14 protein-coding genes and 1 tRNA gene are annotated in these 12,900 nt (G+C 62.4%); 9 read left to right on the top strand and 6 right to left on the bottom strand.

Annotated elements, in window-relative coordinates:
• Positions 1-46: 46 nt before the first annotated feature.
• The 5 genes from ABDX79_RS10700 to ABDX79_RS10720 all read right to left on the bottom strand — a co-directional run bounded on the left by ABDX79_RS10700 (position 47) and on the right by ABDX79_RS10720 (position 3,998).
• Entirely contained in the window at positions 47-811 is a 765-nt protein-coding gene (locus ABDX79_RS10700) for a cobalt-precorrin-6A reductase (RefSeq protein WP_346220275.1), read from the bottom strand.
• 7 nt (positions 812-818) lie between these two features.
• Positions 819-1,928 (bottom strand): cobalt-precorrin-5B (C(1))-methyltransferase, encoded by a 1,110-nt coding sequence (locus tag ABDX79_RS10705; RefSeq protein ID WP_346220276.1) that lies wholly within the window; start codon positions 1,926-1,928, stop codon positions 819-821.
• Between the two features lie 37 nt (positions 1,929-1,965).
• Complete coding sequence (gene cobS, locus ABDX79_RS10710) at positions 1,966-2,736, bottom strand: adenosylcobinamide-GDP ribazoletransferase (RefSeq protein ID WP_346220277.1); 771 nt, start codon at positions 2,734-2,736, stop codon at positions 1,966-1,968.
• 105 nt (positions 2,737-2,841) lie between these two features.
• The gene (locus tag ABDX79_RS10715) at positions 2,842-3,477 is read right to left on the bottom strand and encodes an NrsF family protein (RefSeq protein ID WP_346220278.1); all 636 of its coding nucleotides are present in this window, start codon (positions 3,475-3,477) and stop codon (positions 2,842-2,844) included.
• 2 nt (positions 3,478-3,479) lie between these two features.
• On the bottom strand, positions 3,480-3,998 hold the full coding sequence (locus ABDX79_RS10720) for a sigma-70 family RNA polymerase sigma factor (protein WP_346220279.1): 519 nt from the start codon (positions 3,996-3,998) through the stop codon (positions 3,480-3,482).
• Between the two features lie 245 nt (positions 3,999-4,243).
• Here ABDX79_RS10720 and ABDX79_RS10725 point away from each other — a divergent pair, with 245 nt between their 5' ends.
• The 3 genes from ABDX79_RS10725 (at position 4,244) to ABDX79_RS10735 (ending at position 5,532) form a co-directional block, all read left to right on the top strand.
• Positions 4,244-4,888, top strand: a complete 645-nt coding sequence (locus ABDX79_RS10725) for a LysE family translocator (protein WP_346220320.1) — start codon at positions 4,244-4,246, stop codon at positions 4,886-4,888.
• Between the two features lie 82 nt (positions 4,889-4,970).
• Positions 4,971-5,047 (top strand) — tRNA-His (locus tag ABDX79_RS10730).
• A gap of 266 nt (positions 5,048-5,313) precedes the next feature.
• Positions 5,314-5,532 carry a hypothetical protein gene (locus tag ABDX79_RS10735; protein WP_346220280.1) on the top strand — a complete coding sequence of 73 codons (219 nt, stop codon included), beginning with the start codon at positions 5,314-5,316 and terminating at the stop codon, positions 5,530-5,532.
• Positions 5,533-5,589: 57 nt separating this feature from the next.
• Here the strand turns inward: ABDX79_RS10735 and ABDX79_RS10740 are convergent, their stop codons facing one another.
• Positions 5,590-5,901, bottom strand: coding sequence for a hypothetical protein (locus ABDX79_RS10740; RefSeq protein WP_346220281.1), 312 nt, complete (start codon positions 5,899-5,901; stop codon positions 5,590-5,592).
• Between ABDX79_RS10740 and ABDX79_RS10745 the strand changes: the two genes are divergently transcribed.
• The 6 genes from ABDX79_RS10745 (at position 5,900) to pstB (ending at position 12,821) form a co-directional block, all read left to right on the top strand.
• Positions 5,900-6,217 carry a hypothetical protein gene (locus tag ABDX79_RS10745; protein ID WP_346220282.1) on the top strand — a complete coding sequence of 106 codons (318 nt, stop codon included), beginning with the start codon at positions 5,900-5,902 and terminating at the stop codon, positions 6,215-6,217. The genes ABDX79_RS10740 and ABDX79_RS10745 overlap by 2 nt on opposite strands.
• A 170-nt stretch (positions 6,218-6,387) precedes the next feature.
• On the top strand, positions 6,388-7,674 hold the full coding sequence (locus ABDX79_RS10750; RefSeq protein WP_346220321.1) for an ATP-binding protein: 1,287 nt from the start codon (positions 6,388-6,390) through the stop codon (positions 7,672-7,674).
• 187 nt (positions 7,675-7,861) lie between these two features.
• Entirely contained in the window at positions 7,862-8,887 is a 1,026-nt protein-coding gene (locus ABDX79_RS10755; RefSeq protein WP_346220322.1) for a PstS family phosphate ABC transporter substrate-binding protein, read from the top strand.
• A 290-nt stretch (positions 8,888-9,177) separates the two neighbouring features.
• Positions 9,178-10,668, top strand: coding sequence for a phosphate ABC transporter permease subunit PstC (pstC, locus tag ABDX79_RS10760; protein WP_346220283.1), 1,491 nt, complete (start codon positions 9,178-9,180; stop codon positions 10,666-10,668).
• The gene (gene pstA / locus ABDX79_RS10765; RefSeq protein ID WP_346220284.1) at positions 10,665-11,987 is read left to right on the top strand and encodes a phosphate ABC transporter permease PstA; all 1,323 of its coding nucleotides are present in this window, start codon (positions 10,665-10,667) and stop codon (positions 11,985-11,987) included. The genes pstC and pstA overlap by 4 nt, the downstream gene beginning before the upstream one ends.
• 81 nt (positions 11,988-12,068) lie before the next feature.
• Positions 12,069-12,821: a phosphate ABC transporter ATP-binding protein PstB gene (gene pstB / locus ABDX79_RS10770; RefSeq protein ID WP_463671151.1), complete on the top strand. Its 753-nt coding sequence runs from the start codon at positions 12,069-12,071 to the stop codon at positions 12,819-12,821.
• Positions 12,822-12,900: the final 79 nt, after the last annotated feature.

Below are 12,900 nucleotides of genomic sequence, written 5' to 3' on the forward strand. Positions count from 1 at the left end.
GTGGGGCAACCGCAATAGTCACGGCTCGCCGTGGTTGGGGTGAGCGCTATCCAACCACCTTCAGGGTTCGATCCAAATGATCGGCGACCCAGGCAAAGGCAGCATCAATACTGTCCAGCGTGAACCGCGCGCCTTGAGCGGCCGGGCGCGCGATCATCACAACGGGGATGCCAAGGGCTCTGGCGGCCTCGACCTTGGCGTAGGAGCGGGCACCGCCTGAATTGCGGCAGACGAGATGGGTGATGTCGTGAGCGCTGAAGAGCTCGGCTTCCGCCGCCGCGGTCGGCCCGGGCTTGCCGCGAATGATGTCCGCCGGAAATCCGAGCGGCGAATCCGGCTGTTCGATCATGCGCAGGACCGGACGAAGATCGGTTCGCCCGTCAAATGCATTCAGATATTGCCGCCCGAGCGCGATGAAGGGGCGCGCTCCGGCGGGGAGGGCGGTTGCCGCTTCGCGTTCGCTTGCGACCATGAGCCACTGCTCGCCCGCCTTTGGCTGCCATGGCGCACGGCACAGTTTCGTATGGGGGATGCCTTCGGCTGTCGCCGCGATCGCCGCATTGTCCGCAATGCGCGTTGCGAAGGGATGGGTCGCATCAAGGAGGACGGCGATCTTTTCGTCCCTGAGATAGCGCGCAAGGCCGTCCGCTCCGCCGAAGCCGCCGCTGCGAACCGGAACGCGGTCCGGCAGATCCGGCTCGCGGGTTCGCCCTGCAAGGGACAGAATGATGTCGGCGTTCGGCGTCTCGCGACGAAGCCGCGCGGCAAGGGCGTTCGCCTCGCTCGTACCGCCGAGGATCAGAACTCTCAAGCCTCTCTCACCGCACATGGGCGATCACCGTGCCGGCTCGGTCGACGACGATCACGTCGATCGCGATCGGAACCGCGAGACAGAGCCGCTCGGCCGTGCGTTTCGCGGCCATGCCGACCCGCCCGGCGAGATCGAAATCGGCCGCGATCGCCATGGAAAGAGCGTGACCTGCGGTATTGGCCGTTGCGAACTCCTCTGCGAGGCGGGGATGGCCCGCCGTCTCCGCAAGACCCTTCAGGAAGGCAAAGTCCACCTGACTGCGCCCGGAATGAAGGTCCATTGCGCCTTGGGCGAGTTTGGTCAGTTTTGCAAACCCGCCGGCGATCGTCAGCCGCTCGACGGGATGGGTGCGCAGATATTTGATGAGGCCGCCTGCGAAGTCGCCCATGTCGAGAAAGGCGAGATCGGGAAGGTCGGGATAGATGCGGCGGGCTGCCGCCTCGCTGGACGCGCCCGTGGGGCCGACGAGGTGTTCGAGACCGGCCGCCCGAGCGACATCCACGCCGCGATGAATCGCATGGATCCACGACGCGCAGGAAAATGGATGGACGATGCCCGTCGTGCCGAGAACCGAGAGACCTCCCACGATCCCGAGACGCGGGTTCCAGGTCTTTTCGGCAAGCTGTTCGCCGTCCGGGATCGCGATCGTGATCTCCACGCCGCAATCGCGGCCGTGGGCTGTCCGCAATTCATCGACGACCTCGCTCATCATGGCGCGCGGCACGGGATTGATCGCGGGCTCGCCGACGCCGAGTGGCAGACCCTCGCGCGTCACGGTGCCGACGCCCTTGCCGGCGCGGAAGACGGTCGCCAGTGTCTCCTGGGTCAGCCGCACGGTCGCGACAATTTCAGCAAGATGGGTGACGTCGGGATCATCTCCCGCATCCTTGATGATGCTGGCCGTCGCCCTGTCGCTTGTGATGTCCTGCCGGCACAGCGCGAAGGAGGGCGTTTCGCCTTTCGGGAGGCGGATCGTGACGGGATCTGGAAATTCGCCGGTGAACAGCGCATGGAGGGCCGCCTTCGTGGCGGCGGTGGCGCAGGCCCCCGTCGTCCAGCCGCGCCTGAGGCCGGTGGTGCCGTCTTTTCTCTTTGCTTCGTCCGGCTCTTCGCTCATGGCATGGTTATAAGCATCGGCAGGGCGCGCGAAAATCTCATGCGAAACACAGACCGAACAAAGCCGCGATTTCGGTCAGCTGCTGCACCGCGCCGAGCGTATCGCCGGTCTGCCCGCCGAGGCGACGCTTCAGCCACAATCTGAAGCTTGCGAACTTCATAACCGCGAAGGTCAGGGCGAGAAGCGCGAAGCCTAGCCCGACGCCGAGCCCCGCGAGCAAAACGAAGATCGTCGTGCCGATGGCGAGCGCGACCCCCGCATCTTGCCTGTTCGGCTGGCCCACGCTTTCGGCGAGCCCGCCTTGATCGGCCGTCGGAAGGCTCGCCCAGAGGAGCGCCATGAGCCCCCGGGAAAGCGCTGCCGCACCGAGAGCGCCGAGCGCTGCCGCAATCGGCGAGATGGCGATCAGTTCGGCGAAGATCGCGACGCGCCCCATAACGGAGAAAACCAGCGCCAGCGCGCCATAGGTGCCGACACGGCTGTCCTTCATCACCGCGACGGCGCGCTCCGGTGGAAGATGGCCGAAGAGCCCATCCGCCACGTCACCGAGGCCGTCTTCATGCAGGGCACCGGTGGTCCAGACCGCTATCGCCACCGCAAGGACCGCCGTAAGAAGCCCCGAAATGCCCAAGTGCGGAAGCAGGAGGAGGACGAGCGAGGCGGGGAACGCGGCGATCATTCCGGCCACGGGAAAGGCCGCGACGTCCTTGCCGAGGGGATGGGGACCATGGTCGAAGGCAGACGAAACGGGCGGCAGGCGCGTCAGGAATGCGAGCGATCGAAGGAGGCGTTTCACGGTTTGCGGCATGGACTCAGCGCTATCGGAACAGTTTGCCGAGATCTGTCGCAGGCGCGGCGCAGGCCGGCAAGCGGGCCTGGCGGTGCCGAACCGGGGCAAGCGCATGGCGAAGGGCTACCAGCGCAGCAATCTCTGACCGATCAGCGCGCCGGCGGCAACGAGGATCGCGCTTGCTGAGGGATACCAAGTCGCGACGAAGAGCGGCGAATCATCGATACAGTGGGCTGCGTAGAAGAACGCACTGATGGCGGCGGCCGCCAGCCCGCAAAGCGCGCCTTGAAGCCTGGGGCGCAAGGGGGCCCGCTCTGCGGACGTATAAAGGAACAGGCCCAGCGGAACGAGGCCGAAGAGCGGGATCGTGATGAGGCAGGCCATGGAATTCGTGCCCATCATCCGTGTCTCCCACAAGGCCTGCGGCACCATCGCGAGCTCGACCAGCACAGAGCCGACGAGAAGAAGCACCGGGAGGACGAGAAAGATGAGCTTGCGCTTGTCTCCCGTCGGCCGCGCGAGCTCCCTGAGCACGAGAAGCGTCGCGCCGGCGAGGATCGCCGTCAGCAGGAACTTGAAGTCGAAGCGCACCGTCTCGATGGCCTGCATGAAGTCTGGCCGAACGCCGATCGTCCCGAGCAGCGCGAGGCCGGCCGCGAGAACTGCGCCCAGCGCCGCGAGCGGCCAGCGCAAGGCGCGGGGCGGGGGATTTTCGGCGGCCTCCGCCTGAAGCTTGGCGATGAGTTGCTCGGTCTGCATCTTTACGATCCACCGCGTTCGGAAAGAGTCTTGAGGCCGCGGTGAAACGCGACCCGAACAGCGCCCGGGCTGATGTCGAGCTGTTCAGCCGTTTCCTCGATACTGCGCCCTTCGATGGAGATGGACGTCACCACGTCGCGCATCCGCCCATCCAGCGTGTCCACGGCCTTCCTGACGTCGAGGGCCACGACGCCGCTTTCGTCCGGATCGACCGCCATCGCGTCCACATGGTCGGAGATGTCGACCTCGATCCGCTTGCCATGCTTGCGGAAGGCGTCGATCGCCTTGTAGCGCGCGATGGCGAAGAGCCAGGGTTCGACCGGTTCGTCGGGTCGCCAGGTGTGCCGTTTGGCGTGGACCGCCATTAAAATCTCCTGAACCAGATCTTCCGTGTCGAAGCCCGGCAGACCGGGTGGCAGCTTGTGGGCGCAAAACCCCCTGAGCAGCCGCGCCGCGCCTTCGAGAAACTGGCCATAGGACCGATTGTCACCAGAAAGGCCTGCCCGAAGGAGGTCCGACATCCTGCTCCGTGCCTCGCTCGTTGCGGACTTCACGATAAGGCTTTCGCTGAAGACGGGATCATCGTTACAGGGCCCCTGTCGGAAATCTGAGCGCAGGGCGCGCGTGAGATCGCGGCTGGCCCGGCGTTCAAGGATGACTTTCCCTACACCAGTTCGGCCTCATCCGCACCAATGATGCGGGATATCCCTATCGTTGCCGAGAATCCAGGCTGACCGCCAGAAAGCGCCGTGATATGGCAGCTGACATGAGTTTCGTGCCCGATCCCTCCACACTGCTTGCCTTTTTCTTCGCCGCGCTGGTCCTGACGATCACGCCGGGGCCGGACATGACGCTGTTTCTCGGGCGAACCCTCTCCCAGGGGCGTGCCGCCGGCATGGCGGCCATGCTGGGCGCCGCAAGCGGCATTCTGGTGCACACATCTCTGGCGGCCTTCGGCATTTCCGCCCTCATCGCGGCTTCGCCCGAGGCCTTCTTCGTCCTGAAGATGGTCGGTGCCGCCTATCTCGTTTTTCTCGCGGCGCAGGCAATCTTTTGCGGCTCCGCCCTCAGCGTGAAGACAGGCGAGCCAAAAAAGCCGAAACCGCTTTTCAGCCACTGGCTGACCGGCCTCGGGATCAATCTTCTCAACCCGAAGATCATCCTGTTCTTCGTGACGTTCCTTCCGCAATTCGTTTCGGCGTCGGATCCTCATGCGGCCGGAAAGCTCGTCTTCCTGGGCCTGTTCTTCATCCTCGTCGCGGTGCCCCTCAGCGTGCCGATGATTTTGGGGGCGGAGTGGCTGTCCGCAACGCTGATGCAGAGGCCGAAGGTGACACGCGCGATCGACTGGCTCTTCGCCGGGGTCTTTTCGGCATTCGCGGTGAGAATTCTCCTTGCCCAGAGCAAGTAGTCCTCACTGTGAAAACCGCCCTTGCACCGCGCCGGAAAAAGATTTAACTCCGGTCTCGGTCGCGGGGCAAAGCCCCGCCCGTGCGGTTGTAGCTCAGTTGGTTAGAGCGTCGGATTGTGGCTCCGGAGGTCGGTGGTTCGAGACCACCCAACCGTACCATTTCTTTCTTCAGCGACTTATAGGGCACGCAAACGCTTGAAGGCGTGATGGCCTGTTTTTCGCCGCGCGGACGCCGTGCGTTTTCGAGCCCAATGCTCCATCGACGCCTGGACGATTGGTGCGCCACGGCGTGAACGGAGCAAGCGCTTGAGATTGCGAGGCAATCCGGTGCGGTTTACCGGCGCCTAACCATCTTCGTTTGGTGATCTGAACCTTTGTTCCTGTACACGCTTGTTCGCGGAGAAGCCCTTGAAGGAACGCGTCCCATGCAAGCCAAGACCCTGTTACGACAACTCGAAGAAAAAGGGCTCGGCCTTCTTCCTATGCTGGAAGAGATCGAGAGCGATGAGACGCGCCACGCGATCCGAGAATTCATTTCGACGGTGCAGGCCGTCCGTATCCTGACGGAAAAATTCAGTGAGAAAGAACCATCCGCCGCAACGGATGCGGCTCGGCGGCAAAATAATTCCGCTATCGTCGCTTGATGGAGCGAATGTCAGATTTGCGTCCCGTTAGCCGGGAAAATGAATTGACCTCCAAGATCAATTCTCGTCCGGCCAAAGTCCCGGATGCCGCTCGGGCTGAGACGGACCGATGAAATCGAGGGTTTCAAAGGTTTGCTTTTCCCATTTTCCGGAGAGGCTCAAATTTAATTTTAGTTCGGGACAACCACTCGAAATGCGATCTTGGCTTGCGGTTCCTTGACCCAGACATTCACTTCGAAGTTGCGATAGGCGAATTGGCGACCGTTGGAATTCAAGCGCGAGAAAATGAAAAAACATTTCAATATCAATCGTTAATGTATGTCCTTCAGTGTTTCTGTTGGCTTCCGTCAGCAGCGAGTTGAAGAGCATGACCCAGCATATCGGCGACCTGGTCGTCACCGGCGAGTTTCAGCAAGCGGGCCAGGTGACCGGCACAACCTATGTCCGCGCCGGAGGACGGCTTGTCGCCCACGGCCAGCTCGTGGGTGGCTTGGTCGTCGATAAGGGTGGAAACGCTGTCCTTCATGGGCAAAGCGCGCGCAATGTCGTCAATCACGGCGACTTGCTTCTCTTCGGTCAGATCTCCGGCCGGCTCCTCGGATCTCCGCCTTTAAATACGCTCGAGCGCGGCCAGATCATCGGTCGTGATCTGAAGCTTCCTGCCAGGGCGGACAAATCGGCTTGATGGTGCCTGGTCGGGCGATGACCGCCAAGGTCGGTGGCGCGACACCGGCGCGATGAGCCGCTTTATTGCCGTCTTGCTATCGATGGTTCCCTCGGTTTCATAAGGCTGTCAGCCGGTTCGCGTAGCGCTTCGCGGCGTTTCATGCGAATCGAGGGCCGCTGTCCGTGACAATGCCAGACATACCGACCGAAACCTTTCCCTTTCCGCGACGGCGTAAGCGACTTGCCGGTCTCGTGATCGTCGGCGGAATAGGCCTTGGCATATTCCATCCGGACACGATTCCGCCGCTTCTTGCCTTCGTCGCCGCAATCCTCGGACTGCTTTTCTGGCCGTCGCGGAGGGCGCGCAGCGAGCCGGCGAAGCCGGAGGTCCGGCCTGAGAAACATCATCTCGATCCCGGTGCGGAAGCGGTGGTCGAGGCGCTGGCCGAGCCGGTGCTCGTCGTCGACCGCGAATTGACGCTTACCTACCAGAATCCGGCATCTGTCGCGCCGCTCGGCCGACTTCAGGCCGGTATGCCGATCCATCTCCGGTTCCGCGCCCCCCATGTCCTCTCCGCGATCGACGACGCCATCGCGGCCGGCAAGCGAACCGCGACCTCGCTCGACGAGCGGCGTGGCGCCGATCGCAGTTTTCAGATCGAAGTCCTCCCTGTCCCCGCACGCGACGGAGGAGAGCCGTCGGTCTTCCTCGTCATCTTCTACGATCGGACTGTCACGCGGCAGACGGAGCGGATCCGGACCGATTTCGTCGCCAACGCCAGCCACGAATTGCGCACCCCGCTCGCTTCGCTGGCGGGCTTCATCGAAACGCTGCAGGGTCCGGCCCAGAACGATGCGGAAGCGCGCGAGAAGTTTCTCGCCATCATGCGCGAACAGGCCGGGCGCATGTCGCGGCTGATCGACGATCTCCTTTCGCTTTCGCGGATCGAGATGAAGCGGCACCTGCCGGTGAGCCAGCCGGTCGAGCTCGGCGATGTTCTGCGGAGCGTGGCGGATCAGCTTGGCCCGCTCGCGGGCGATCTGGGCATCACCATCGAAACCGATATCGTCGAGGAGAAGGTGCATGTCGCTGGCGAGCCCGACGAATTGATGCAGGTCTTTTCTAACCTTCTCGAAAACGCCTGCAAATACGGCCGGGAGGGCGAGCGGGTGGTGCTGCGCCTGACGACCGGCGAAGAGCGGGGCCGGCCGATTGCGGACGCCACCGTCGTCGACTTCGGTCCCGGTATCGCGGCCGAGCACCTGCCACGGCTCACCGAGCGGTTCTACCGGGTCGATGTAGGCAGTTCGCGGGCCATGAAGGGAACTGGGCTCGGCCTTGCGATCGTGCGCAACATTCTGCTCCGCCACAAGGCGCGGCTGATGGTCGAGTCCGAGGTGGGGGAGGGGGCGCAATTCACCGCGCGATTCCAGAGATTGACACAGACGATCGTGGAATCAGAAAAAAATCAGTAGTTTCATAGACATAAACTGTCATAAAACCGTAGCTCTACTGTCATATATGGTTCGCGGAAAGTCGTTAGGCATTGACCGAATTCGGGACTTTGGCACCGCAGCATGAGGTTGCGGCGGAGTTCCGGTTTCCCCCTCAAACTCCACCAAGGAGAACTCCCCCGTGAACACCAAGCTTTTCACCAGCCTGATGGTTGGCTCGTCGCTCGCTTTCGCCGCCCCGGCCCTCGCTCAGTCGAACGAAGCCGTTCAGGTCGCCGGTTCCTCGACGGTTCTGCCCTACGCTCAGATCGTTGCCGAGAACTATGGTGAAACTTTCCCGGACTACCCGACGCCGATCGTTGAATCCGGCGGATCTTCGGCTGGTCTCAAGCAGTTCTGCCAGGGCGTTGGCCCGGACACGATCGATATCGCGAACGCTTCGCGCCAGATCCGCGATTCGGAAATCGAAGCCTGCAACAGCGCCGGCGTCAACGAGATCAGTGAAGTCAAGTTCGGCTATGACGGGATCGTCTTCGCCTCGGCCGCATCGGGCGCTTCTTTCGCTCTGACCCCGGAAATGGTCTACAAGGCCATGGCCGCCCAGGTTCCGCAGGACGGGGAGATGGGCCAGAACTCCTACTCGAACTGGTCGCAGGTCGACTCCTCGCTTCCGGATCAGGAAATTGCGGCCTTCATCCCCGCGTCCAACCACGGCACCCGCGAAGTTTTCGAAGAGAAGCTTTTGCTCCAGGGCTGTGAAGATTCCGGCGCCATGAAGATGATGACGGATGGCGGCATGGACGAAGATGCAGCCGAAGACGCCTGCATGCAGGTCCGCAATGACGGTTCGATCGGCGAAATCTCCGGTGACTACACCGAGACGCTCGCCCGCATCGACGCCAACCCGCAGGCGGTTGGCGTGTTCGGTCTCGCATTCTTCGAGCAGAACCAGGACAAGCTGCAGGTCGCCACGGTCGACGGCGTCACCCCGTCGGCAGACACGATCGCCTCTGGCGAGTATCCGGTTTCGCGTCCCCTGTTCTTCTACGTGAAGCGCGCTCACCTCGGCGTCGTTCCGGGTCTTCAGGAATACGTTCAGTTCTTCCTGTCCGAGCAGATGACCGGCGAAGGTTCGCCGACCGTCGAATACGGTCTGGTTCCGCTTTCCGCTGACGAGCGTCAGACCCAGATGGACCAGTTCGAAAGCGGCGAGTCCGTTTCGGTCGCCGGCTAATCCGTCACGATTGTCTGGAGGTGCCGCGTTTTGCGGCGCCTCCGTTCTTTTTTCAAAGCCTGGCTGATGGATGTATGTCGCAGCGGGCTTTGAGGGTCGTGGGTCGGTGATCCGCTCGGGTCGATGGCCTGCGGTTTGGGCAGGGCGTGTCCGTTTTTGCAGCCCGAAGCGATGTCGTGACTGCATTCGAGATCGTCTTGTGCCCTCCGAAGATGCCGCGTTTATTCGGACGATCCTCATCGTGCTTGCCGTGAGCAGACTATCCGCAACGTTCTGAGAAAGCGGGCCTCGTGTCGACATCTGTCATAATCATTACCGTTCTCGTTATTGGCGCGATCGGTGCCTATTTTGCTTATCAGCGCGGCCGGCAGCTCAAGTCCGAGAGGGGCATGAGGCCGCATTCGCGTCCGATCTATCATGCGAGCTATGTGCTTTCCTGGGCGTGGGTGCCGTCGCTTCTCCTGCTCGCCACTTGGTTGATCGCCTCGCCGATCATCAATCAGATCCAGGTTCGCGGGGCTTTTCCGGAAGGTGCGGTCGCAGAAGCTGGGCTCACCGACGATCTCGCTTACGGGATCGTGACATCGATCGGCTCCGGCCTTCGCTCCCTGCCGAGCGATGAGCGAAGCCAGATCGACGCCAACACGCCCATTCAGGACGCAATTCCGCTGTTTCGCCAGTACGGTGTTCCGATCGCCTCGGCGAGCCAGGACTGGATGCTTCCGCTCGCGATCCAGAGCAATCGCTTCGAGACGATCAGCCGCTGGGCAATGACGGTCGTCGTCATTCTCATCGCGGCCGGCGGCGCGTTTTACGGATATCGCAATATTCGTACACGCCTCAGGGCCCGCAACAAGGTCGAGACGGTCGTCAACGTGAGCTTGGTCGTGGCATCGTCCATCGCCATCATGACGACCGTTGGCATCGTCTTTTCCATGCTGTTCGAAAGCGCGGACTTCTTCTCGCGCGTCGATCCATGGAGCTTCTTCTTCGGCACCACATGGGAGCCGCGGTTCAGCGCGGCCGGCTCCGGCGGCGCCGAGGGCCAGTTCGGCTTGATCCCGCTCCTTGCAGGCACCCTCTATATCGGGGCGGTCGCCATGCTGGTCGCCGTTCCGATCGGGCTCTTCGCGGCCATCTACATGGCCGAATATGCAAACAACAAGGTTCGGTCGGTCGCAAAGCCGCTGCTCGAAGTCCTCGCCGGTATCCCGACCATCGTCTACGGCTTCTTCGCCCTCGTCACGGTCGGCCCGTTCTTCCGCGATCTCTCCGCCCAGATTTCCGGTCTCCTGACCGGCGATTATTCAGCCTTCATTCAGGCGCAGAGTGTGCTGACGGCAGGCTGCGTCATGGGCATCATGCTGATCCCGTTCGTCTCTTCCCTGTCGGACGATATCATCACCTCCGTGCCGGGATCGCTGCGTGACGGCTCACTCGGGCTTGGGGCGACGCGCTCCGAGACCATCAAACGCGTGGTGCTGCCGGCGGCGCTGCCGGGCATCGTCTCGGCGCTCCTTCTCACCGCCTCGCGAGCGATCGGCGAGACGATGATCGTCGTCCTCGCGGCCGGTGTCGCTGCAAACCTGTCGCTCAATCCGTTCGAGGCGATGACCACCATCACGGTGAAGATCGTGCAGCAGCTGACGGGCGATCTCGAATTCACCTCTCCCCAGACGCTGGTGGCCTTCGCGCTCGGGATCACGCTCTTCGTGATTACGCTCTGCCTCAACGTCTACGCGCTTTACATCGTGCGGAAGTACAAGGAACAGTACGAATGACCGACGCGACCGCCAATGACACGCCCGCTCGCTCCGGGGCCGCTTCGGGCCGCCGCGACATCGGCATCAAGAAGCGCTACGCTGCGGAACGCCGCTTCAAGGCCTATGGAATCATCGCCATCGGCCTGGGCATCACCTTCCTCCTCATTCTTTTGTGGAGCGTGGTCTCCAAGGGCTATACGGCGTTCTGGCAGACCGAGATCCGGGTGCCGATCACCTTCTCCGAACAGGTTCTCGGCTCCCCGCAGGACGGCGCGCAGAATCAGACCAAGCTGATGATGGCGAACTATCCGCAGCTTGCCCGGGACGGCCTCATCAAGCTTCTCGATATCGATCCGGAGGACAAAAAGGCCGTGAGCGCGGCCAACGGCCTGATCTCCCAGGGCGTGCGGACCGAACTGCGCTCCATGGTGCTCAACAACCTGGCGATTATCGGCACGACCGAGGATGTCTGGCTCTACGCCAGCTCCGAACTCGATAGCGCGCTCAAGGGGTCCTACGACCTGTCGGTCGACGAAAGCCGCCGTCCCATCAGCGATCTTCAGCTCGAATATATCGAACGGCTGGAGCAGATGGGCGCCATCGAGCAGAACTTCAACTGGGGCCTGTTCACCAACGGCGCGTCCTCGCGCGCTGAAACGGCAGGCGTCGGTGTCGCCATCATTGGCTCCGCCTACATGATGCTGATCGTGTTGGTTCTCGCCCTCCCGATCGGGGTCGCGGCCTCGATCTACCTCGAGGAGTTCGCGCCGAAGAACAAGTTCACCGACCTCATCGAGGTGAACATCAACAATCTCGCGGCCGTGCCCTCGATCGTCTTCGGTATCCTGGGGCTTGCTGTCTTCATCAACTGGTTCGGCCTGCCGCGCTCGGCCGCGCTCGTCGGCGGACTGGTGCTGACGCTGATGACCCTGCCGACGATCATCATCGCGACCCGCGCGGCGCTTCGCGCCGTTCCGCCCTCGATCCGCTGGGCCGCCCTCGGCCTCGGTGCCTCGAAGACCCAGACCGTGTTCCAGCACGTTCTGCCGCTCGCGGCTCCCGGCATCCTGACCGGTACGATCATCGGCCTTGCCCAGGCCCTTGGCGAAACCGCGCCGCTGCTTCTCATCGGCATGGTTGCCTTCGTCGCAGACTATCCTGAAACGCCCCTCGACCCGGCGACTGCCCTCCCGGTGCAGATCTACATGTGGGCGAACGAAGCCGAACGCGCCTTCCAGGAGAGAACCTCCGGCGCGATCATGATATTACTGGGCTTCCTTGCCCTGATGAACCTGACGGCGATCTTCCTTCGCCGCCGTTTCGAACGCCGCTGGTAGGCTCAGAAAGGGACTAAGACCATGATGGATATGTCGAGAGCGACTTTCGAAAAAGGACCTGCCGTGTCGGAAGACAAGAAAATGAAGATGGTAACCAAGGACGTGACGGTCCATTACGGGCAGAAGCAGGCCCTGAATGGCATCTCGCTCGATATCAGGGAGCGCCAGGTCACGGCCCTGATCGGACCATCGGGCTGCGGCAAGTCTACCTATCTTCGCTGCCTCAACCGGATGAACGACACGATCGATATCGCCAAGGTCGGCGGGACGCTTCTGCTCGACGGAGAGGACATCTACGATCCCGATCTCGACGTGGTCGAGCTTCGCGCGCGGGTCGGAATGGTGTTCCAGAAGCCGAACCCCTTCCCCAAGTCGATCTGGGAGAATGTCGCCTACGGTCCGAAGATTCACGGACTGGCCAAGAACAAGGACGAACTCGAGGAGATCGTCCATACGAGCCTCAAGCGCGCCGGCCTCTACAAGGAAGTGAAGGATCGTCTCGACGAACCCGGCACCGGGCTTTCAGGCGGCCAGCAGCAGCGCCTCTGCATTGCCCGTGCGATCGCGGTCTCGCCGGAGGTGATCCTCATGGACGAGCCGTGCTCGGCGCTCGATCCGATCGCGACCGCGACGGTCGAGGAGCTGATCGACGAGCTCAAGCAGAACTACACGATCGTCATCGTCACCCACTCCATGCAGCAGGCGGCGCGCGTCAGCCAGGTGACGGCGATGTTCCATCTCGGTGATCTGGCGGAATTCGGCGATACGGAGAAGATGTTCTCCAATCCCGATGACAAGCGCACCCAGGACTACATCACCGGTCGCTTCGGCTGATCGAGCCGCTGCTTGGCGGGTCCTGCACGTGCCGGGCCTGCCAAAGCAGGATGGCGAAACGTGTCATGACGTTTCGGAT

This window comes from Fulvimarina fulva (assembly GCF_039652615.1).
Lineage (GTDB): Bacteria > Pseudomonadota > Alphaproteobacteria > Rhizobiales > Rhizobiaceae > Fulvimarina.